Source organism: Ruegeria sp. AWH4_226 (assembly GCF_056159225.1).
Genome location: NZ_JBSWUU010000001.1, coordinates 1762023 through 1784815, shown reverse-complemented (window position 1 = coordinate 1784815; position 22793 = coordinate 1762023). Strand labels below are relative to the sequence as shown.

General features: G+C 57.4%; 22 protein-coding genes. 15 read left to right on the top strand and 7 right to left on the bottom strand.

Translation table 11 applies throughout. The annotated features are described in order from the left end of the window. The first annotated feature begins 3 nt into the window (after nt 1-3). From ruvB to folD, 15 genes are all read left to right on the top strand, one after another. Nucleotides 4-1023, top strand: a complete 1020-nt coding sequence (gene ruvB / locus ACXAET_RS08675) for a Holliday junction branch migration DNA helicase RuvB (protein WP_475183775.1) — start codon at nt 4-6, stop codon at nt 1021-1023. A gap of 60 nt (nt 1024-1083) precedes the next feature. Further along, nucleotides 1084-1707 (top strand): hypothetical protein, encoded by a 624-nt coding sequence (locus ACXAET_RS08670; RefSeq protein WP_475187181.1) that lies wholly within the window; start codon nt 1084-1086, stop codon nt 1705-1707. A gap of 289 nt (nt 1708-1996) precedes the next feature. Beyond that, nucleotides 1997-2404 (top strand): tol-pal system-associated acyl-CoA thioesterase, encoded by a 408-nt coding sequence (ybgC, locus tag ACXAET_RS08665; RefSeq protein ID WP_475183774.1) that lies wholly within the window; start codon nt 1997-1999, stop codon nt 2402-2404. A gap of 109 nt (nt 2405-2513) precedes the next feature. Then, a complete protein-coding gene (tolQ, locus tag ACXAET_RS08660) occupies nt 2514-3209 on the top strand; it encodes a protein TolQ (protein WP_068337653.1) in 696 nt (231 codons plus the stop codon). A gap of 1 nt (nt 3210) precedes the next feature. Continuing rightward, entirely contained in the window at nt 3211-3687 is a 477-nt protein-coding gene (tolR, locus tag ACXAET_RS08655; protein WP_475183771.1) for a protein TolR, read from the top strand. Between the two features lie 9 nt (nt 3688-3696). Further along, nucleotides 3697-4794, top strand: coding sequence for an energy transducer TonB (locus tag ACXAET_RS08650; RefSeq protein WP_475183770.1), 1098 nt, complete (start codon nt 3697-3699; stop codon nt 4792-4794). Continuing rightward, the gene (gene tolB, locus ACXAET_RS08645; protein WP_475183768.1) at nt 4791-6110 is read left to right on the top strand and encodes a Tol-Pal system beta propeller repeat protein TolB; all 1320 of its coding nucleotides are present in this window, start codon (nt 4791-4793) and stop codon (nt 6108-6110) included. Before ACXAET_RS08650 ends, tolB begins: the two co-directional genes overlap by 4 nt. An 88-nt stretch (nt 6111-6198) precedes the next feature. Beyond that, a complete protein-coding gene (pal, locus tag ACXAET_RS08640) occupies nt 6199-6714 on the top strand; it encodes a peptidoglycan-associated lipoprotein Pal (RefSeq protein ID WP_068337644.1) in 516 nt (171 codons plus the stop codon). A gap of 4 nt (nt 6715-6718) precedes the next feature. After that, nucleotides 6719-7543, top strand: coding sequence for a tol-pal system protein YbgF (gene ybgF, locus ACXAET_RS08635; RefSeq protein WP_475183766.1), 825 nt, complete (start codon nt 6719-6721; stop codon nt 7541-7543). Next, nucleotides 7540-8793, top strand: a complete 1254-nt coding sequence (gene tilS, locus ACXAET_RS08630; RefSeq protein ID WP_475183764.1) for a tRNA lysidine(34) synthetase TilS — start codon at nt 7540-7542, stop codon at nt 8791-8793. Before ybgF ends, tilS begins: the two co-directional genes overlap by 4 nt. A gap of 76 nt (nt 8794-8869) precedes the next feature. Then, complete coding sequence (ftsH, locus tag ACXAET_RS08625; protein ID WP_475183763.1) at nt 8870-10786, top strand: ATP-dependent zinc metalloprotease FtsH; 1917 nt, start codon at nt 8870-8872, stop codon at nt 10784-10786. 104 nt (nt 10787-10890) lie between these two features. Next, complete coding sequence (locus ACXAET_RS08620; RefSeq protein WP_475183761.1) at nt 10891-11466, top strand: MOSC domain-containing protein; 576 nt, start codon at nt 10891-10893, stop codon at nt 11464-11466. Between the two features lie 165 nt (nt 11467-11631). Next, the gene (locus ACXAET_RS08615; protein ID WP_475183759.1) at nt 11632-13308 is read left to right on the top strand and encodes a formate--tetrahydrofolate ligase; all 1677 of its coding nucleotides are present in this window, start codon (nt 11632-11634) and stop codon (nt 13306-13308) included. Between the two features lie 58 nt (nt 13309-13366). Next, nucleotides 13367-13672 (top strand): chorismate mutase, encoded by a 306-nt coding sequence (locus ACXAET_RS08610; RefSeq protein ID WP_068337636.1) that lies wholly within the window; start codon nt 13367-13369, stop codon nt 13670-13672. Nucleotides 13673-13725: 53 nt separating this feature from the next. After that, on the top strand, nt 13726-14616 hold the full coding sequence (gene folD, locus ACXAET_RS08605) for a bifunctional methylenetetrahydrofolate dehydrogenase/methenyltetrahydrofolate cyclohydrolase FolD (RefSeq protein WP_475183758.1): 891 nt from the start codon (nt 13726-13728) through the stop codon (nt 14614-14616). A gap of 596 nt (nt 14617-15212) precedes the next feature. On the opposite strand, the gene pdeM is transcribed toward folD, so the two are convergent. The 7 genes from pdeM to ACXAET_RS08570 all read right to left on the bottom strand — a co-directional run bounded on the left by pdeM (nt 15213) and on the right by ACXAET_RS08570 (nt 22792). Continuing rightward, nucleotides 15213-15875: a ligase-associated DNA damage response endonuclease PdeM gene (pdeM, locus tag ACXAET_RS08600; protein WP_475183756.1), complete on the bottom strand. Its 663-nt coding sequence runs from the start codon at nt 15873-15875 to the stop codon at nt 15213-15215. Nucleotides 15876-15916: 41 nt separating this feature from the next. Further along, complete coding sequence (locus ACXAET_RS08595) at nt 15917-18328, bottom strand: ligase-associated DNA damage response DEXH box helicase (protein WP_475183754.1); 2412 nt, start codon at nt 18326-18328, stop codon at nt 15917-15919. A gap of 40 nt (nt 18329-18368) precedes the next feature. After that, nucleotides 18369-19676 (bottom strand): ATP-binding protein, encoded by a 1308-nt coding sequence (locus ACXAET_RS08590; RefSeq protein ID WP_068337631.1) that lies wholly within the window; start codon nt 19674-19676, stop codon nt 18369-18371. Nucleotides 19677-19792: 116 nt separating this feature from the next. Then, a complete protein-coding gene (locus ACXAET_RS08585) occupies nt 19793-20338 on the bottom strand; it encodes a prepilin peptidase (protein ID WP_475183753.1) in 546 nt (181 codons plus the stop codon). Between the two features lie 3 nt (nt 20339-20341). After that, nucleotides 20342-21193 carry a tetratricopeptide repeat protein gene (locus ACXAET_RS08580; protein WP_475183751.1) on the bottom strand — a complete coding sequence of 284 codons (852 nt, stop codon included), beginning with the start codon at nt 21191-21193 and terminating at the stop codon, nt 20342-20344. Nucleotides 21194-21204: 11 nt separating this feature from the next. Beyond that, nucleotides 21205-21747, bottom strand: coding sequence for a tetratricopeptide repeat protein (locus tag ACXAET_RS08575; protein ID WP_475183750.1), 543 nt, complete (start codon nt 21745-21747; stop codon nt 21205-21207). A gap of 64 nt (nt 21748-21811) precedes the next feature. Beyond that, on the bottom strand, nt 21812-22792 hold the full coding sequence (locus ACXAET_RS08570; protein WP_475183748.1) for a type II secretion system F family protein: 981 nt from the start codon (nt 22790-22792) through the stop codon (nt 21812-21814). Nucleotide 22793 lies beyond the last annotated feature (1 nt).

The following is a 22793-nucleotide window of genomic DNA, read 5'->3' as shown; positions in this document are numbered from 1 at the left end:
AATATGGTAGATGCCGACCCCACCCTGCGCCCGGACCCGCTTCCCGAGGACAATGACCGCGCCCTGCGCCCGCAGGGTTTGGATGAGTTCATTGGGCAGGCCGAAGCCCGGGCCAACCTGCGTATCTTCATCCAATCCGCGCGCCAGCGGGGTGAGGCGATGGATCACACGCTGTTTCATGGCCCTCCGGGGTTGGGAAAAACCACTCTGGCGCAAATCATGGCGCGGGAGTTGGGGGTGAACTTTCGAATGACTTCAGGACCCGTGTTGGCTAAGGCGGGCGATCTGGCCGCGATCCTGACCAATCTGGAATCGCGGGACGTTCTGTTCATTGACGAAATTCACCGTTTGAACCCGGCGGTCGAAGAGGTCTTGTACCCCGCAATGGAGGATTTCGAGCTGGACCTCGTGATCGGTGAGGGGCCAGCCGCCCGCACCGTGCGTATCGAGTTGCAGCCGTTCACGCTTGTTGGGGCAACGACGCGGATGGGATTGTTGACGACCCCTTTGCGCGACCGTTTCGGGATACCAACGCGATTGCAGTTCTACACTGTTGATGAGCTGCACGAGATCGTCACCCGTAACGCCCGCAAGCTGGGTGCGCCTGCCGAAGATGATGGCGCGCGCGAGATCGCCCGCCGCTCACGCGGTACACCGCGGATCGCCGGGCGTTTGCTGCGCCGGGTTGTGGACTTTGCGATTGTCGAAGGGGATGGGCGGATCACCCGTGATCTGGCCGATGGTGCATTGACGCGGCTGGGGGTCGATAATCTGGGTCTGGATGGAGCAGACCGTAGGTATCTGAAACTGATCGCCGAAAACTATGCCGGTGGACCAGTGGGGATCGAAACCTTGTCGGCAGCCCTGTCCGAGAGCCGGGATTCGCTGGAGGAAGTGATTGAGCCGTATTTGTTGCAGCAGGGCCTGATACAGCGCACGCCACGCGGTCGGATGCTGGCGCAAAAAGCATGGACGCATCTGGGTATGGCGGCCCCCAAGCGACAGAGCGATCTGTTTGGTTGAACTGCACGCCATTAGACTTTAAGGCTCTGGCGGCTTTGTTTGAAACACTGGGGGCAGGGCGTGACACCCGATCAGATCGAGGCGCTGTTTACACGCGAAAACGGTGATTTTCTGTTCGCCCGTTGGGGGCGACCTATTGTTCCCATTGTTTTTGGCGTTGAGGATGCGACCCTGTCCACAGTCAAAGGCGCGTTTGAGGCAGTGGTGGCATTGGCCGGGCACAAGATGGCCGAGACCGATCCCGAGTTGGGCGCCAATTGCATGGTCTTCTTTTTTAGTGAGTGGCAGGAGTTGCTGGAGGTTCCCGACCTCGACCGTTTGATCCCGGATCTGGCACCCTTGGTGGACCGTTTGGTGGCGGCGGACGCCAATCAGTATCGAGTCTTTCGGTTCGAAGAAGATGGCGCGATCCGCGCGGCTTTTGTCTTTCTGAGGATGGATAATGAATTGTCGAAGGTTCCGGCGGAAACACTGGCGCTGAGCCAGGTGGTACAGACCATTCTATTGTGGTCGGACACAGCCTTTCGATCGCAATCGCCCTTGGCTGTGGCGGGGCAAACGACGGTTCTCCGGCCAGACATCGCCGAGTTGATCCGGGCAGCCTATGACCCTGTTCTTCCCGGCGCGGCGCGGGAAGCGTCTCATGCGCTGCGATTGTTTGCGCGGATGAAGCCAGTGCAGTAGGACACAACGGGCTGCCGTGTCCGCGCGCCGAAATGCACAGATCCTGTCATTGTCTGTTGAATAAATGTATCCAGCTCGCCCAGTTCAGTGACCCCTTTCTGATCCAACTCTGCTCGCGCATATGGCTTGGCCCTTAGATCAGTCAGCAGCTGACCAAATTTTTTCTCCGAAATAGCGGCATGCAAAATTGTTGTCATACGGGGATTGCAGGCGGGGCTGTATATATGTGAGGCATGTCGCGTCCCGCGTCAGCAAATTTCAACAGTATTGAAAGATCGGACCGTCCCCTATGACCGACCAAGAACCCGAGCAGAAAAAGCACGTCTATTCCGTGCGGGTCTACTATGAAGACACCGACATGGGCGGCGTGGTTTATCATGCGAACTACCTCAAATACATAGAACGTGCGCGGTCGGACTACGTGCGCCAGCTGGGAAATGATCAGAACGCCATGCGTGATGAGGGGATCGTCTGGGTTATTCGGCGGATCGAAGCGGACTATCTGGCAACCGCGAGGTTCGAGGACGAGCTGACGGTGGAAACCCGCTTTATCTCGCGGTCCGGTGTTCGATTGAAGATGGGGCAGCTGATAAAGCGCGGCGAAACCGAGATTTTCCGCGCAACAGTCACCGCCGTATGCATGAATGCACATGGAAAGCCCGTACGCCTTCCGGCAGAGATTCGCGCATTGCTGTAACAAAATGCGAGGCAGAAGTGGTTCTGTTGGCTTTTCATGACCATCTGGGTTAGCGTTTGGAAAAACAAGGCCAAACGAACGGCCCTCAGGCAAAACAAAGAGCAGGTTCATGGAAGCTGAAACGCTGGCGCTGGCGCAGGAGATCGACTTCTCCATGTGGGGGCTGTATGCCCGCGCGACATTTATCGTCAAACTTGTGATGCTGATGCTGATTGCTGCATCCATCTGGTCGTGGGCGATTATCATTCAAAAACTGATCAACTATCGCGCCGCACGGCGCGAGGCGCAGGTGTTTGACGAAAGCTTCTGGTCCGGTAACCCTTTAGATGAATTGTTCGACCAGATCGGAACCCAACCGGATGGCAGTTCGGAGAAGATATTTGCGGCCGGCATGATTGAATGGCGGCGTTCGCATCGTACTGATGGCGGTCTCATCGCCGGGGCCACCGCGCGGATCGACCGCTCGATGGATGTCGCAATCGCGAAAGAGGCCGAGACGCTGCAAAAGGGATTGTCCATATTGGCCACCGTAGGCTCGACCGCGCCGTTCATCGGCCTGTTCGGCACCGTCTGGGGCATCATGAACGCCTTTATCGAAATTGCCGAGCAACAGAACACCAACCTGGCCGTGGTCGCACCCGGTATTGCCGAGGCGCTTTTGGCGACAGGCTTGGGCCTGTTGGCCGCGATACCGGCGGTTATATTCTACAACAAGCTCAGTGCGGATAGTGATCGGATTGTAGGCGGTTACGAGGCTTTTGCCGACGAATTCGCCACGATCCTCTCGCGCCAGTTGGACAGCTGACATGGGTGCGGCTGTTCAACAGAACGGAGGCGGTAACGGGCGCAGGCGGGGGCGCCGCCGTGGTCGCGCGCAACCCATGGCCGAGATCAACGTAACACCATTCGTTGATGTTATGCTGGTGCTGCTGATTATTTTCATGGTGGCCGCACCTTTGCTGACCGTAGGCGTGCCGGTCGACCTGCCGAAAACGGCAGCAAGTGCGCTGCCCGGGGATAATGAGGAACCTCTGACCGTGACGCTGACCGCGGATGGACGGGTACAGATCCAGACTACGGATGTTTTACGGCAGGAGCTGATCGGCAAGCTGCGCGCCATCGCGGCAGAGCGCAGCAGTGACCGCGTGTTCCTTAGGGCTGACGGTGCCATCCCCTATGCGCAGGTAATGCAGGTTATGGGCGCGCTGAATGCAGGTGGGTTTTCCAATGTGGGCCTGGTGACAGACACCGGTGGGCCAGCCTTGGACGAAGGTGGAGAGTGAGGCCGCGCGGTGGATACCGGCACCAAGATCTCAGCTATTGCCCATGTCACCTTGATTGGGTGGGCCCTGTTTGGCGGCACCTTTCGGTCCGAGCCCCTGCCAATGGCGGTACAGGAGGTTTCGGTGGTGTCGGCTGAGCAGTTTGCTGCACTGACCGCGCAGAGTGCCGCGCCCGAGGTGCCAACTCCAACGGCATTACAGCCTCCCGAAGAGCCCACCGAAGATGTGACGCCACCCGAAGCGACGGAGGAAGAGCTGACGCCGCCCGAGGTTGTGACACCGCCAGAACCTGACCCCGATCCCGTACCGGAACCAGTTGAGGCACCCCCTGAACCCGAATTGGTTGAAGAGCCTCCTACACTGGATCAGCCAGAAACCGTGTCTGAGACTCTACCAGTGCCTCCGGGCCCTGAGGCTCAGCCGCGACCGGCCGATAAAGTCGCACCACAGCCCATCGCGCCGCCGCCGCCAGAGGCTCAGCCCGATGAGGTGGAAACACCTGCCGTATCGCTGGATGACGGCTCCGAAACCCAGCAAGAGCAGCAGGATCAAACCGCCCCGGAAGAGGCCACCGATCAAATCGTAACCGAAGCCGAAGAAACCAAAGAGAATGCACCGCGCACATCCCCACGACCGCGGGTGCGACCCAACCGGCCTGCGCTCCCGGCTGAGCCTGAGGTAGCCGAAGAACAGAACGCAACCCCGCCCGAGCCTGCGCAGAACGACACCGCAATTGATGATGCTCTGGCCGAGGCGTTGGGGCAAAACAGTGCACCGTCCGGCCCGCCGTTGACGAGCGGAGAGAAAGAGGCCATGCGCCTTGCCGTATCGCAGTGCTGGAACGTGGGTTCCTTGTCTACCGATGCGTTGCAGACGGTGGTGGTTGTGGCATTTTCGCTGACCCCGGATGGCAAGGTTGTCGGGGGTAGCCTGCGCATGATCGACAGCTCAGGTGGCACCACTGCGTCTGCAAATCAGGCTTTTGAGGCCGCGCGACGGGCGATTTTGCGCTGTGGGGCAAAAGGATACACCCTGCCTGCTGAAAAATACGAGCAATGGCAGGATATTGAGATTACATTCAATCCCGAGAGGATGCGGATAAAATGATAAGATTTGTGACCAGCCTGTTGCTCGGCCTGACGATATTGACAGCGCCGGTCTACGCCCAAAGCGGGCCATTGCGCCTGGAACTGGATCAGGGGATCATTGAACCGCTGCCCTTTGCGGTGCCAAATTTCGTGCCCGACGGACCGGCAGCGGCGCAATACGCCAGTGATATCACTCGGGTTGTCGCAGCTGACTTGACGGGAACCGGGCTGTTCCGCGAAATCTCGGCCGATGCGTTCATCAGCCGGGTCAGCAGTTTTGATTCTCCGGTACAGTTTGCGGACTGGAAGGCCATCAATGCCGAGGCGCTTGTGACCGGGGCGGTAAACGTCTCGGGCAACCGCCTGACCGTGCGGTTCCGGGTTTGGGATGTGTTTTCGGGGCAGGAACTCGGCAACGGTCTTCAGTTTGCCGGCACGACCGAAGGCTGGCGGCGCATGGCGCACAAGGTCTCTGATCAGGTCTATAGCCGGATCACAGGCGAGGGCAGTTATTTCGACAGCCGCGTGGCGTTTGTGTCGGAAAGCGGGCCAAAGGATCAGCGGCTGAAGCGGTTGGCGATCATGGATTACGATGGCGCGAATGTGCAGTACCTTACGGATAGCTCAGCCATTGTTCTGGCTCCACGTTTTTCTCCCACAGGTGACAGGCTGCTTTACACCAGTTATGAAACCGGCCAGCCGCGCATCTACGTGCTGGACGTTGATCGGGTCAGGCGGACCGCGCTGAATACCCAGGACGGCACGATGAGCTTTTCGCCCCGCTTTTCACCGGATGGGCGTTCGATTGTGTATTCTTTGATCCAGGGTGGCAACACGGACCTTTGGAGAATGGATCTGGCCTCGGGTCAAAGCACGCGACTGACCAACACCCCGGCAATTGAAACGGCCCCCAGCTATTCGCCGGACGGGTCGCAGATTGTGTTCGAAAGCGACCGATCCGGCACGCCGCAGCTTTACATCATGCCCGCAAATGGAGGCGAGGCGACCCGTATCAGTTTTGGCCAAGGTCGCTATGGCACACCAGTATGGTCGCCGCGCGGCGATCTTATCGCCTTTACCAAGCAGAACAAGGGCCGTTTCCACATCGGTGTCATGCGCACGGATGGAAGCGAAGAAAGGCTGCTGACATCCTCGTTCCTGGATGAAGGTCCGACCTGGTCCCCCAACGGCCGCGTCATCATGTTCACCCGCGAAACCCAAGGGGCCAGTGGCCGGGCAACATTGTATTCGGTGGATATCTCGGGCCGGAACCTGCGCCCGGTGCGTACGCCCGACGGTGGCAGCGATCCCTCGTGGGGGCCATTGCAGAATTGATCAAGGCAGGAGTGTGGAAAAGTTCACAAGAAACCTGCACTGTGGTACAGAGACGGCAATAAACCGATAAAACAACGAGGCACTTGGAATGAATGTATTGGGCAAAATCATAGCCTTGGGTGCGCTGACCGCGATGGCAGCCTGTACCAATAACGACCCATCCGGCCTGGGCGGCTTCGGCAATGGCGCGAATGGGGCCAATGGGGCGTTCGCGTCGGGCTCACCCAGCGATCCGCGTTCACCGGCATATTTCCAGCAAACGATTGGCGACCGGGTTCTGTTTTCGGTGGATCAATCGACCCTGACAGCGCAGGCTCAGACGGTCCTAGAGGGGCAGGCCCAGTGGTTGCTGGCCAACCCGGACTATGTCGCGACCATAGAGGGGCACGCGGATGAACAAGGAACGCGCGAATATAACCTTGCTTTGGGTGCACGCCGAGCGAATGCAGCCCGCGAATACCTGATCTCGCGCGGGGTGGCGGGCAACCGTCTGACCACCGTGAGCTATGGCAAGGAACGCCCGATCGAGATTTGCAGCACCGAGGATTGCTATTCCAAGAACCGCCGCGCGGTGACGGTGCTGACCGGTTCAACCTTGGGGTAAGACGATGAGAATTGCAGGATGGATTCTGTCCGTGGTTGTTGCGACCGCCGGTGCGGTACAAGCACAGGATCAGCAGACTTTGGCAGATATCCGGCAGGAATTGACCGTGCTACACGTCGAAATACAGCGCCTGAAGCGTGAGTTTTCGACGACCGGTTCGCCGGCCCCGAACCTGTCAGGCAGTTCTGTACTCGAACGTGTAGATGCCATTGAGGCCGAGTTGCAGCGCCTGACACGTCAGACCGAACAGTTGAACCAGCGGGTGCAGAATATCGTGACCGACGGCACCAACCGGATCGGCGACCTTGAATTCCGCCTTGTCGAACTTGAGGGCGGCGATCTCAGCACGCTGGGTGAGACCTCGACCTTGGGCGGCGAAGCAGAGATCACCGCCGCTGCACCGGCCTCTCCGCTCGCTCCAACAGTGACCGAACAAGGAGAGTTGGCGGTTGGTGAGCAGTCCGACTTCGAAGCTGCTGCACTGGCGCTGGCCGAAGGGGATTTTCAGGCTGCGGCTGATCAGTTTGCGCAGTTCGATATCTCGTACCCCGGCAGTCCGCTTGCGCCCGAGGCGCATCTGAAACGCGGTCAGGCGCTTGAAGGGCTGGGTAACACGCGTGAAGCCGCACGGGCGTTCCTCGCCAGCTTTACCGGCGACTCCGAAGGCACCTTTGCACCCGAAGCGCTCTTTGAATTGGGTGCGGCTTTGGGGCGGCTGGGACAGACCGATCAGGCCTGCATCACCCTGTCCGAAGTTGGCGTGCGTTTTCCGACCTCGGCCACGGTGTCTGCGGCCACGCAGGAAATGGCGTCGCTGGGCTGTTCTTGACCCATCAGGCCGAAACGCTTCGATCTGAACTGCGCGCTGGGCTGCCCGAACATCTGCCACAGCGATTGGGCATTGCTGTCTCCGGCGGAGGGGACTCGGTAGCGCTCATGCATCTACTGCATGAGATTGCGCAGTCCGAAAACATTCACCTGTTTGCAGCAACCGTGAACCACGGGCTGCGTCCCGAAGCCGCCGATGAGGCCAAGCAGGTGGCGGATCAGGCTGCGCGTTTGGGTATCGCGCATGAAACACTTCTGTGGCAGGGCTGGGATGGTGCAGGGAACTTGCAGGACCAGGCTCGACAGGCAAGATACCGTTTGTTGACGGATTGGGCGCAGCGCAACGAGATCGAGGCGATTGCGCTCGGTCATACGGCGGACGATCAGGCCGAGACTGTGCTGATGCGGCTGGGCCGGGCGGCAGGTGTGACCGGCTTGTCTGGCATGCCCAAAGCAAGGGTCCATAATGGCGTCACATTGCTGCGTCCGATGCTGGGTCTTACACGGCAAGCCTTGCGGGAATACCTGTCAGAGCTTGGTGTCGGCTGGGTTGAAGATCCGTCGAATCAGGATCAGAGGTTCGACCGGATCAAGGCGCGCAAAGCGCTGCAGGACCTCAAGACAATAGGGATTTCTGCGCACTCTTTGGCCCGGGTGGCTGAAAATCTTGCACAAGCGCGTGAGGCTTTGGCGCGCTATACGCAAGAATCCGCGCGCAGTATCGCAGTGGTAGATAGCGGGGATGTTTGTCTGGACCGCAGTGGTTTCAAACAGGTCCCGGCAGAAATTCAACGGCGGCTTGTTGTGGCAATTATCGTGTGGATTGCTGGGCACGGGTACGCGCCGCGTCGGACTGCGGTTGATCAGGCTGTTGCGGCCGTCGCGGATGGCCGGACGTTGACGCTATCTGGCTGCATGTTGGTTCCACAAGGGAATAAAACGTGGTTTTGCAGGGAGCTAAACGCAGTGGCGGGCGAAACGGCCGCTCCGAATGAGGTTTGGGATGGCCGTTGGATTCTGACTGGACCACGGTCACCGGGTGCCGAGGTGCGCGTGTTGGGACAGGATGGTTTGCCGCAAGTGCCAGACTGGCGAGACTTGGAAAAACCCCGCAAGGCGCTTTTGTCTTCACCCGCAGTTTGGAAGGGGGAAAACCTGCTTGCGGCGCCTTTAGCTGCTTATTCAAATGGTTGGACAGCCGAATTTGCGCCACATCGGCCCGAGTTCTACTCTTCGATTTTATCGCATTGAACCTGCTTGAATCCTCTCTATTTTATAAATCAAAGCGGCAGACCTCCATCTGCCGAAATCTTGTGGGAGATCTTCCTTGGGCAACGCTCGTAACATCGCCTTCTGGGTCGTTCTGTTTCTACTGATCCTTGCACTGTTTAATTTTTTCAGCGGTCAAGGCGGAACGCTCCAAAGTAATGAAAGAACATATTCCGATTTTGTCAGCGCTGTTGAAAACGGCGAGGTCAAAAAAGTGACGCTAGATGGTGAGCAGATCCGCTACACGACGCAAAGCGGTGCGAACTATATGACCATCAAACCCGGTGATGCCGAAGTCACCAGGCTGCTTATTGACGAAAACATTCCTGTGGAAGCCGTTAAACAGCAACAGTCGGGTTTTCAGTCATTCCTGATCACGCTACTTCCGTTCCTGCTTTTGATCGGTGTCTGGGTCTATTTTATGAACCGGATGCAAGGTGGCGGCAAAGGTGGCGCAATGGGCTTTGGCAAATCCAAGGCCAAGATGCTGACCGAAAAGCACGGCCGAGTGACGTTCGATGACGTTGCGGGTATCGACGAAGCCAAAGAAGAGCTGGAAGAGATTGTCGAATTCCTGCGCAACCCGCAGAAATTCTCGCGCTTGGGCGGCAAGATTCCGAAAGGCGCGCTGCTGGTTGGCCCTCCGGGTACAGGTAAGACCTTGCTGGCCCGTGCCATTGCAGGTGAGGCGGGTGTGCCGTTCTTCACCATCTCAGGCTCTGATTTTGTCGAAATGTTCGTAGGTGTGGGCGCGAGCCGCGTGCGCGACATGTTCGAACAGGCCAAAAAGAACGCGCCCTGTATCGTTTTCATCGACGAAATCGACGCCGTGGGTCGCCACCGTGGTGCCGGTTACGGGGGCGGTAACGACGAACGTGAACAGACCCTCAACCAATTGCTTGTTGAAATGGACGGGTTCGAGGCGAACGAAGGTGTGATTATTCTGGCCGCGACCAACCGTAAGGATGTGCTGGACCCTGCGCTGCTGCGTCCGGGCCGGTTCGACCGCAACGTGACCGTTGGCAACCCCGACATCAAAGGCCGTGAGAAGATCTTGGGCGTTCATGCCCGCAAAACGCCGCTCGGGCCCGATGTTGATCTGCGCATCATCGCACGGGGCACGCCGGGCTTCTCGGGTGCTGATCTTGCGAACCTCGTGAACGAGGCCGCGCTCATGGCCGCGCGCGTCGGTCGTCGCTTTGTCACCATGGAAGACTTTGAGAACGCCAAAGACAAGGTGATGATGGGCGCCGAGCGCCGCTCGATGGTGCTGACGCAGGATCAGAAGGAAAAAACGGCGTATCACGAGGCTGGTCACGCTGTGGTTGGTCTGGAATTACCGCTTTGTGATCCGGTCTACAAGGCCACGATTATCCCACGCGGTGGTGCGTTAGGCATGGTTGTGTCGCTGCCGGAAATGGATCGTCTGAACTATCACCGTGATGAGTGTGAGCAGAAGCTGGCCATGACCATGGCGGGCAAGGCCGCCGAGGTAATCAAATACGGTGAAGACCATGTTTCTAACGGTCCAGCCGGTGACATCATGCAGGCCAGCCAGTTGGCGCGTGCGATGGTGATGCGCTGGGGTATGTCGGACAAGGTCGGCAATATCGACTATGCCGAAGCGCATGAAGGCTATCAGGGGAACACTGCCGGCTTCTCGGTCTCAGCTCATACCAAAGAGATGATCGAAGAAGAGGTGAAGCGCCTGATCCAACAGGGCTATGAACGCGCGCACAAGATTCTCACCGAGAAAAACGAAGAGTGGGAGCGCCTGGCGCAAGGTCTGCTGGAGTATGAGACTCTGACCGGTGATGAGATCAAGCGCGTTATGAATGGCGAGTCGCCGAACGAGAGCGACGACGAAGGCGATAAGCCTGACGAAGGCAGCGCGCCCAGCGTGACCGCTATTCCAAAGACCAAGGTTAAGAAGTCTCCGCCCGAAGGCGGGATGGAGCCGGAACCCTCGACTTAAACCGATACGACCCGGGCACCGTCCCGGGTCTTTTTTTGCCTTTTCAATTACGGCGTTCTGTCTTCTATTGCGCGTCTACAGTGTGGTTAAGACGGAGAAGGACAATGCCGGTTCTGCGCAAGACCGACCACAAGGCCAAAGTTGTCTGGCTGGGCCGTGTCCCCGCGGGCGCGAGTATTCGGGCCAAGGCGGTCGACAAGCTTGACCTTGGGTTTTCGGGTGATCGCGGCGCGCGGCATGAAGGTGAAAACAGGGCGTCCTGCTCACGTGTCACCAACCTCTACCCAAAGGGAACTGAAATCCGCAACGTCCGGCAAGTGTCGGTATTGTCCTTGGAAGAGATCGAGGCGACAGCGCAAGAGATGGGGATTCAAGATTTGGACCCGTCTTTTCTGGGGGCTACTCTTGTGCTGCGCGGCATCCCTGACTTTACTCATATTCCACCATCGTCACGGTTACAGGTTGCTGGTGGCCTGACTATCACAGTCGATATGGAAAACCGCCCCTGCGTGCTTCCGGGGCGTGAGATCGACGCAAACTTTCCAGGCCATGGCGCCGCATTCAAAGCGGCTGCTCAAGGGCGGCGCGGTATCACCGCATGGGTCGAACGGCCCGGAGAATTGAGGCTGGGCGATACCATGTCCCTTTTTGTGCCGGATCAGCGGAATTGGGCGCCTTAAGGTCCGCATGTTTCCGATGAGCAGCGCCTGATCCACTTCAACGCCGTTTCGCGGCATGATTATGTCGGAATCTATAGCCATCTCTCTGGCACACAACGGTATGGGTTTCCCAGCGCCGACGCATCGCGCCGGTTTAGCACGGCATTAAATCAGGGACCCTGCCCAATGAGCTATAAATCCGACATTGAAATCGCCCGCGAGGCAAACAAGAAGCCGATTCAGGAAATTGGCGCGAAAATCGGCATCGAGTCTGCTGATCTGCTGCCTTACGGCCATGACAAAGCGAAGGTCAGTCAGGACTTCATAAACTCGGTTCAGGACCGGGAAGATGGCAAGTTGATCCTTGTCACTGCGATCAACCCGACCCCCGCGGGCGAGGGTAAGACCACCACTACTGTTGGGCTGGGCGACGGTCTCAATCGCATTGGCAAGAACGCGATGATCTGTATCCGCGAAGCCTCGCTTGGTCCGAACTTTGGTATGAAAGGCGGTGCTGCGGGTGGGGGTTATGCGCAGGTTGTTCCGATGGAGGAAATGAACCTGCATTTCACGGGTGACTTTCACGCAATCACGTCGGCGCACTCGCTTCTGTCTGCGATGATCGACAATCACATCTATTGGGGCAACGAGTGCGACATCGACATCCGCCGCGTTGCCTGGCGTCGTGTGGTCGACATGAACGACCGTGCTCTGCGTCAGATCACTGCTTCGCTGGGTGGCGTATCGAATGGCTTCCCACGTGAGACAGGCTTTGACATCACCGTGGCCTCCGAGGTTATGGCGATCCTCTGCCTTGCAACCGACCTGCAAGATCTGGAAAAGCGTCTGGGCGACATCATCGTAGCCTATCGCCGTGACAAGACCCCGGTCTACTGTCGCGACATCAAGGCCGAAGGCGCAATGACCGTCCTGTTGAAAGACGCGATGCAGCCTAACCTTGTGCAGACGCTGGAAAACAACCCGGCATTTGTCCACGGTGGCCCCTTCGCGAATATCGCGCATGGCTGTAACTCGGTCATCGCGACCAAGACGGCGTTGAAAGTGGCCGACTATGTCGTGACTGAAGCTGGTTTCGGGGCCGATCTGGGTGCCGAGAAATTCATGAACATCAAGTGCCGCAAGGCAGGGATTGCTCCGTCGGCAGTGGTTCTGGTTGCCACCGTGCGCGCGATGAAGATGAATGGCGGTGTGGCCAAAGCCGATTTGGGTGCGGAAAACGTTGATGCGGTAAAGTCCGGCTGCGCCAACCTTGGCCGTCATATAGAGAACGTGAAATCCTTCGGTGTGCCGGTTGTTGTCGCGATCAACCACTTCGTCACTGACACCGATGACGAAGTTCAGGCGGTCAAAGATTACTGTGCCGAACATGGTGTCGAGGCGATCCTGTCGCGCCACTGGGAGCTGGGTTCGGACGGCTCTGCGCCTCTGGCCGAGAAAGTTGTGGAAATCGTCGAAAACGGTGCCGCTAACTTCTCGCCGATCTACCCCGATGAAATGCCGTTGTTCGAGAAGATTGAAACAATCGCCAAGCGTATCTATCGCGCAGACGAGGTTCTGGCCGACAACAAGATCCGCAACCAGTTGCGCGAGTGGGAGGCTGCAGGCTACGGCAATCTGCCGGTCTGCATGGCGAAAACGCAGTACTCATTCTCGACTGACCCGACCCTGCGCGGTGCGCCCACTGGCCATTCGGTGCCCGTGCGCGAGGTCCGCCTGTCTGCGGGTGCCGGTTTCATCGTGGTTGTCTGCGGCGAGATCATGACCATGCCTGGTCTGCCCCGCAAACCGGCGGCTGAGACGATTCGCCTCAACGATGAAGGTCAGATCGAGGGCTTGTTCTAAGCGCCCGAATGATACATCTCGTGGTCCGGGGACTTCCCCGGGCCGTGAGGAGATTGAAATGCCCACTCTGATACCGCCACAAGACTGCAACTCGATGCAGGAATTGCGGCCTCAGATCGACAAGCTGGACCGCCAATTGATCGAATTGTTGGTGACGCGCGCAAGCTATATTGATCGCGCGTCCGAGCTGAAACCCGGCGAGGGGCTACCAGCCCGCATTCCGGATCGTGTCGAAGACGTGGTGCAGCGCGTACGCATGAGTTCCGATGAGCTGGGTATGGACCCCGATCTTGCCGAGAAACTCTGGCGTATCTTGATTGACTGGTCGATTGCCCGCGAAGAACGTGTGCTCGGCCCTGAATGAAAAACCGGGCGCATATTGCGCCCGATCCGTTTTTTGAAAGAAGGGATCAAAGGATGGTAGCGCAGGTAATCGACGGCAAGGCTTTTGCGGCCAAGGTGCGTGCCCAAGTGGCCGATCAGGTGGGCAAACTGAAAGAGGAAAACGGCATCACACCGGGGCTTGCCGTAGTTCTGGTGGGCGAAGATCCGGCCAGCCAAGTCTATGTACGGTCCAAAGGCAAGCAGACTGTTGAGGTCGGCATGAACTCGTACGAACACAAGCTGGATGCCGAAACCTCCGAAGAAGACCTGCTGGCGCTGATCGCCAAGCTGAACAATGATCCAGCCGTCCATGGTATCTTGGTTCAGCTACCCCTGCCTAAGCACCTGAATGAAGACCTTGTGATCAACTCGATTGACCCGGCCAAGGATGTCGACGGTTTCCACATCTCGAACGTAGGTTTGTTGGGCACCGGTCAGAAGTCGATGGTGCCCTGCACCCCGTTGGGGTGCCTGATGATGTTGCGCGATTATCATGGCTCACTTTCGGGTATGGACGCGGTTGTGATTGGCCGCTCAAACATCGTCGGCAAGCCTATGGCGCAACTGCTGCTGGGTGATAGCTGCACCGTGACGATCGCGCATTCACGGACCAAGGATTTGCCGGACGTTGTGCGCCGCGCAGATATCGTTGTAGCCGCCGTTGGCCGCCCCGAGATGGTGCCCGGCGACTGGATCAAAGAGGGTGCGACGGTCATCGACGTCGGCATCAACAGGATTGAGCGCGACGGCAAGAACAAGCTGGTCGGCGATGTGGATTACGCCAGTGCAGCCGAACGTGCAGGTGCGATTACCCCGGTTCCCGGTGGAGTTGGCCCGATGACGATCGCTTGCCTTCTCGCCAATACGCTGACCGCGTGTTGTCGCGCCAACGGCCTGACCGAACCGGAAGGCCTGACCGCCTAACAGTTTTCGTTTTTAAAACGTGTATGGGTCAAAGGGCAATCCACCCTTTGACCCATTGGTATTCCAAGATCGCTGGAGCTTATTGAACTGGATTTGAATGTCTGTGCTTTCGATGATAAAGACACAATTCCAGTCTGTTACAAATTTAATCTTGCACCGACAAAAATGCAGACTGGTTTCAGTCGGCGGCATATTTTGAGTGATCGTGACAGTGGAGCCAAGCCGATTTCTGGCCGAGCTTAAAGTGCGCAGGGTGGTTGCGGGTCTCGTGTTTCCCCCTTTGATGGCATACACCTTTTCCGATGTTCTACTTGCCGTTTACTGAACGGCTGACCTTTTGGTTCGGGATCACTTTGTAGATGCGGTAACGACAGAAAGAGCACTTACGATCTGGTCCCGTTTCTGTGATGCAATCGCCGAGATGGAGCCCGTGTCAGGGCACTGCACACATCGATCCTACTGGGTGACGGACACTGCCATTGACCGGGTTGAAAAGGTAAGTGGAAAAACGTTTCTAAGTTGAAAAAGAATGACCTAGTGCCTGTCAGCCGAAAGTATAAATCTCAGCTCGAACATGATGGTCTTTTAAACCAACCTTATCGCGGCATCGGAATAATTCGAGGCTGCGGCCCCGTCAGGATGGCCATCGCCGGATCGTTCATCAGTGTGCTCAAAGCGTGATCTGAGCTGTGTAAACCTCCGGTATAAGTGCCATAGGCAGGCAGGATCAGCCGCGACTGATCTATCAGAAAGGCCGGCCGGGTGATTGAACGCCCCCGCGCTCTCAGCTGCGCCTTGGGATGATAGTGGCCTGAGACCTCGGCCTGCGCCCCAGGATGCGCGATATGTCGAAAGGTCAGAGGGCCGACTTCATATTCCACAAGATGCGCACCGCCCAGATCAATGGGGCCGGGGTCGTGGTTGCCTTCGATCCAGATCCAGCGGCGACCGGCTTGCAAGGCCGTGATGTCCTGCTTTTCAGAAAATTCCAATTCGGTCGAGGCATACAGGTCATCGAAACTGTCGCCAAGGCAAATGACGGTGCCGGGATTGGTTCGGGTGATATCGGCAGCCAGCCGGGTCAGTGTTTCCCTGCTGTCATATGGTGGCAGAGTTGGTCCACCCCGGCGTGCGATGCGCTGGGACTTACCCAAATGCAGATCGGACACGCAGAGCAGGCTTTGATCTGGCCACCACAAGGCACCGGACCCCAATGCGCTGAGGTTTTGCCCGACAAAGGAAAACGTCACTTCGTTCATGATACGTTCTTTGCCTGTTTCACCGAAGGACGCAAGTGGTATCAGCCGGGTTCCAGCCCAGCCGCCTGCAAAAGACGCGCGCTTTCTTCGGCCAAAAGGCGTTCCTCGGCCGCACCTTTGACGGGAACTTTGCCAGCTTCAAGAAATAACGGCGCGGCCAGAGGCGACACGTGTCTGAGGCGCAGCAGGTCGATGCGGTCTCCGATACGTGCCATCATCGATTCAATCCGGCCAAAATCCACCAAACCACGCATGGCCTCTTCTCGGGTGATTTGCATAAGCAAGTGGTTTGGATCGTATTTCTGAAGTGTGTCGTACAGGATATCAGAGGAAAACGTTTCCTGGCGCCCGCTTTTACGTTGCCCGCCCGTGTTCCGCTCGATCAAACCAGCGATCGTGGCCGAGGCGCGAAAGGTGCGCTTCATCACGGCATTTCCGGCCAGCCAGTTTTCAAGCCCGTCTCGCAGAGCGTCCATCTGGAACAAGGGGCGAGGATCGGTTACCGCATCCAACCCCCAGATCAGCGTTGCATAGTCCGTGGCTACGAATCCAAGCGGTGCAAACCCGGTCTCCTCCATTCGTTTGGTCAGCAGCAGGCCCAGCGTTTGCTGTGCGTTCCGTCCGGCGAAACCATAAACACACAGATGCTCACGGCCGTCATTGGGGAAACTTTCAATCAAAAGCCGGTCGCGTTGGGGCAGGCGGGACATATCCCGCTGCAGGGAAAGCCATTCGGCCGTATGTTGGGGAAGCTGCGGCCAATTGTGTTGGGCGAACATCCTCAGGATACGGTCGCTCAGCTGCGTGGAGGTGGCAAACTTGGTGCCCATGAAGGTCGCGACTTTGGGCTTCTTGTCGGCGCGTCGCGTGACCTCGACCACCATTTCGCGCAGGCCTTCGTATCGCACGATCTGCCCACCGATCAGAAAGGTATCTCCTGGGGTGAGCGATGCCGCAAAGGCTTCTTCTACCTCGCCCAGCGGTTTTCCACCGCGATTGCGTTTCAGACGCACTTTCAGCGTATCGGTATCCTGAATGGTGCCAAGATTCATTCGGATACGCTGCGCCGCACGGGGGTCGCGTAGCTGCCAGAGCCCGTCCGGGCGCTGCTGCAGCCGTTGCCAACGATCATAGGCACGCAGGGCGTAACCTCCGGTCGCGCAGAATTCCAGACAGGCATCAAATTCAGCGCGGCCTAACGCTGCATAAGGTCCAGAAGTAGTCATTTCGCCGAACAGCGTGTCTGCGTTGAACGGCCCCGCCGCAGCAGCGATGAGAATATGTTGGCACAATACGTCGCGGGGGCCGGACCCGCGCGGTTCACCATCCAGGTCATGCGCCTTGGCAGCTTCGAGCGCGGCAATGCACTCCACCACCTCAAACCGGTTTGCAGGTACAAGCAACGCCTTGGAAGGTGCATTGTAGCGGTGGTTGGCGCGCCCGATCCGTTGAACCAACCGCTTGACGTTCTTGGGCGCGCCGATCTGGATCACCAGATCGACATCGCCCCAATCAATGCCCAGATCCAGACTGCCGGTGCAGACGATCGCGCGCAGATCACCGCGTACCATGGCGGCCTCGACCTTTTCACGCTGTTGCCGGTCCAGACTGCCGTGGTGGATACCGATGGGCAGGCCGTCGTCATTGGCAAGCCAAAGGTTGTGAAAGAAGATCTCGGCCTGTGCGCGGGTGTTGTGGAAGATCAGCGTGGTCTTGTGCTGCTTGATCTGCTCCAGCACCGCCGGGATCGAATAAGCCGCACCTCCGCCCGACCAAGGCGGCATCTCAGCGGTTTCCAGCATCTGTATGTCCGGGTCAGGACCAGGGTCAGCTTGTACGATCCGACACGGGTCAGGGTGGCGGGCCAGAAACCGCGCGATGGCGTCAGGGTTCTCGACCGTGGCTGATAATCCGACCCGGCGCAGGCCAGGACACAAGGATTGCAGCCGGGCCAAGGCCAGCATCAACTGATCCCCACGCTTACTTTCCGCCAAGGCATGAATTTCATCTACAATCACGCGCTGGACACCTGCGAACATTCGGTATGCGTCTTCATAAGAGGTCAGCAGTGCAAGGCTTTCTGGCGTGGTCAGCAGAATATGCGGCGGGTCCACCCGCTGCCGTTTCTTTTGCGTGGCCGAAGTGTCGCCGGTACGGTCTTCGATCCGAATAGGCAGGCCGATCTCATCCGCTGGCCCGCGCAGGTTGCGGCGAATATCGGCAGCCAACGCCTTGAGCGGGGAAACATAGATTGTGTGCAGACCTGCGTGTTCGTGCTGAGCCAAATCAGCCAGAGTTGGTAGGAACCCGGCCATAGTCTTGCCGCCCCCGGTGGGCGCAATCAGTAACGTTGCCGGGTCCAAGGCCCGGTCATACATTTCCTGCTGATGAGGGTGGATGGACCAACCCTTGGTGGCAAACCAATCAGTGATCCGGGCGGGAATCTGCGTCATACGCGCAGATTACCCAACCCTTTACGGAATTGGCACGGCGTTATTTAACAATCGCCTCGTCTTTGACGAACATGTTGGACCACGCGCGGTCGATCAGGTCAGGGCTCATCTGATAGGGAATACCCTCAAACTCGCAGATCGAGATCATCTGGTCGATCAGGAAGATCGGCTGGTAATTCGCGTAGACGTTGTTGATGGTCGGGTATTTGACCTTCAGCAGATGCACCAACGCGGCCTCGTCCAACGGCATGCCGCGCTTGCGGGCGACCATCGCAAAGATTTTCAGGAAGTTTTCCTGGTTCGGACCGTCGATCTTGATCTTGAAGAAGATTCGGCGCAGGGCCGCTTGGTCAAAGATCTCGTTCGGGTGGAAGTTGGTCGAGAAGATAACCAGCGTGTCAAAGGGTACTTCGAACTTCTCACCTGATTGCAGGCCAAGAATATCCTTGTTCTCTTCCAACGGAACAATCCAGCGGTTAATCAGCGCCTGAGGCGGTTCTTGCTGACGCCCAAGGTCGTCCACGATGAAAATGCCGCCGGTGGACTTGAGCTGTAGCGGTGCCTGATAGGTCCGTGCGGTGGGATTGTAGACGAGGTCCAGCATGCTGAGCGACAGTTCACCACCAGTCACAACAGTCGGGCGTTCACACTGAACATAGCGTGAGTCGAACCGTTTGCGGCGGCGCAGGCTGTTGGGGTCGTCGGCTTCCTGCTCAATCGCTGTATGAACGATGGGGTCATAAACCGTGATCACCTGACCGGCATATTCGATGGCATAGGGGACGTAGACGTTATCGCCCAAGGCATCCCTGATCCCGTTGGAAATCGACGACTTCCCGTTGCCCGGGGGGCCGTACATCAGAACAGAGCGGCCAGCACTGACTGCCGGTCCAAGCTGGTCCAGCAAGCTGTCAGGCAGAACCAGATGGCCCATCGCGCCCGTCAACTGATCGCGCGTGACCTGTATGTTGCGGATCGACTGCCGTTCAACCTGTTCACGGTAGACATCCAGCGGCACTGGCATAGCGCCAAAATATTCGGACTGGCTCAGCGCGTCCAAGGCACGAGCCTTGCCAGCGTCGGTCAGTTGATACCCCATTTCATTGCCGCTGTTGGCGTTCAACGTTCCTGTTGCCTCGATCAGTTTTTGCTCGCGGGCCATGTCGATCAATTCTTGCGTGACGGACCCCGGCAAACAGATCGCCGCGGCGATTTCGGACACGGTGTCAGCGTTCTTTCGGAAGATCGTTTTCAACATGATGTCGCGCATCATGACGATCGGGAGCCTCATTTCACCCAACCCCTTGGGGGCAGGGGGGGCCATAACCGCGGTTGTCTGCATATTCATGAGCGTTGCCCGTCTATCTACTAATCACGCAAAAATTCCCACAATGGGCTGCTTGCAAAAATTTGGCCCGGCTTTGTGTCAGGACCAAGGCAGTGAAAAGGCAGGTTAATGATAGTTTACGAACCGTTGACAGTACCAAGGATCAGGTAAACGGCGAGACTGCCACCCAAGGCAAGACCCATCGGAAAGTGCTTGGCCCTGTTCCAGCTTTCCCAATCCGGTGCCATTTTTCGCAACGGTGTGTGCATGGCTAGCCGGTGTGCAGCAAATGCTGCAACTGTGGTTGTCGCCAGAATGAACAGGATCAGGTTCAAATCCCCAACCCAAACAAAGGGCGAGGCGGCGGCCAGGAACTTGGCATCTCCTGCCCCCATGACGCCAGCCGAATTAAGCAAGATACCAAGCATCAAGACAAAAACGATGTGCAGCAAGTGCCAAACATATGGGGGAAGGGCGACAGAGAACGATCCTACGTTTAACGTCGTCCATTCGGTCGCCCAAGGGGGCAAAACAAACAAGCCGACAACGACGAATACAATGGTCAATGCAACCACCGCATGGTTCTTGATAAGCATGTACCGCATATCCGTGAACGCCACGTACAAGCATATTGGCAGGACAAACGGCAGGAACCACAGCGATGCAGCTGCAGGAATGCTCATAGATCAGGTGCTCTCAAGCGCGCGGAGCGAGCGGACAGCCTCATCATAGTGCTGTGGATGGGTAGAAATGGCCTCTCGGAACAGGTTTTTGGCTGTCGCCACGTCCCCTTGCTTGACCGCGGAAATACCCATTGTATTCAATAGCATGGCGCGCTCTATTTGAGTCATTGGAACGACCGGCAAGCTGTAGTTTCCTTGTGCGGTCCGTGCAAGAACAAGGTTGTTCTTGGCGGTGAACAAAGATTTGTCCTGCCGAATTGCTTCGGTAAACAAACGCTCGGCTTCGGTGTATTGTCCGCGGGTCAGCTTGGAATATCCCCAGTTGTTCATAACGCCAGCGGGACGCGTGGTCAGACCGACCGCTGTTTCATAAAAGTGATCCGCGCGCTTCCAGTCTTGTCTGGAGTCGGCAACGAGGGCTTCAAGCCTGTATCGTTTGAAGGTCTCGTATGTCGGGGGGACGGAATCCAGCACCGTTTTGGCCTGACTCCAGTTCCCCGAACGCACCAGCGCGTCGGCATATTCAACCTTGTCGACACTACCGGCCCCCTTCATGGACGTCACCTTTTTCCAGGCGGAGGCGGCTTCGGTCGTACGTTTCGCGCGGGTTAACGAGATTGCCAACCCGCGTTGCAAGTCGATCCGGTCCGGATTTTTTGAAGCGGCACCTTGGAAATATGCGACCGCCTCATTGGGGTCGGCGGCTGTCAGCAACACCTCACTCAGGTTGGTCTCGTCAATGACGTTGACCTCCTGATAGGTGCGTTCGACTTTTTCTTCCTCGGTTTCTTTTTCGCAGGCAGACAAAACCAGCCCGCACACCAGCATAGGTGCTATCAAGAATTGTTGGCGCATTTTTGCGTCCCTTACTGCTCTTGCCCATTTTGCGGGAGCCTGCGCAGCTTGAATTGCCCGTCGCCTTGCTGCTCCAGCGTAAATTCTTGTTGTTCTGCGGTATTATTAACAGGATTTTCCATTTTTACGAGTGCCAAGCGTAAATTGTCGCGGATTGCGTCACTTTCGCCATTGTCCAGCGCATAGGCGCGTTTGAAGATCTGTGCCGCTTCGGGGTATTCACCCTGTTCCATCAGTAAAACACCCAGATTGTTCCAGGCAACGGGCCACTCGGGGTCATCTTTAACAGCACGGCGCAGCAGAGTTTCGGCCTGTCCTAATCGCCTAAGGCCCAGATTGGCCGTCCCCATGGATGTCAAAATCTGTGTTGTCATGCCTTGGTCCAGCGCGGCGCGTGTAAATGCATCCAACGCCAGTTCGTATTCACCGGACGCCATCAGACGATTTCCAACGGTGATCTCATCTACGCTTTCACCCTTGGGGTCGATCCCCGGAGCGTCCAGATCATCGGTCAGCCCTGTTTCTGTGCAAGAGGCCACCATGGCGATTACCATGGCGGCCTTTAAAGGACGGCGTATCCACGATTGAATGCGCCTGAAGCCTGACAGTAATGGGTTATCAATTACCCGCCGCAAAATCAGCGATCCCTTTCGCCGACGGCCCGACCAGAATAACCAGCAAAGGCGGCACCGTTAGGATCATTGTGGCAAGCGTCATCTTGGTTGGCAACTTGTTCGCGGCTTCCTCGGCGCGCATGACGCGTTTGTCACGCATTTCACCTGCGTATACCCTAAGCGCTTCGGCAATCGAGGTACCAAACGTGGCCGACTGGATCATCACCGTCACAAATGAGCTGACATCCTGCACACCGCAGCGGGTTCCGAAGTCGCGCAGAACAGTGTCTTTGTCTTTACCGGCCTTGAGTTCGTAGGCCACGACTTCGAACTCCTGTGCAATATCTGGGTATGACGCCTTCATTTCGCCCGCAACTCGCACGATGGCCTGATCCAGCGATTGACCGGCCTCGACACAGACCAGCATAAGGTCCAGCGTATCGGGGAAGCCGGACGTGATTGCTTCTTTACGCTCCTCGACGCGCCGCGTGATCCAATAGCGTGGCAGAAAATACCCTGCAGCGGCAGGAATCAGAACACGGATTGCCATTTGCTGCGCCGTGAATTCCTGACCGCCCGACAGAACTGTCACCAACAAAACGCCAATCAGGATACCTGTGATCCCCAGGGCGAACTGCGCAAAATGGAAGAAACGAACCGCATCTTTCGAGTGATATCCGGCCTGCCGCAGCTTGAGCTGCATCGCCGACAATTCATCCTCGTTCTGCGGTTCAAGGAATGTGGCGAATTTTTCAAGCTGCTCGTTGCGGCTGGCGGTGCGCAACTTGTCTTTCTTGGTTTTCTTGTCCAGCTTAGGTGCTGCAGTTGATCTTTGAAGCTTTTTCAGCGGGTCTTCCGGTTGCTTCATGATCAGTGTAAGGGCGATCAGGATCATGATCAGCCCCAATACCCCAACCAGGATAAGCGGTCCGAATTCACCAAGATACTGTTTGATCAGGTCGTTGAATGGGCCCAGAAATTCCATC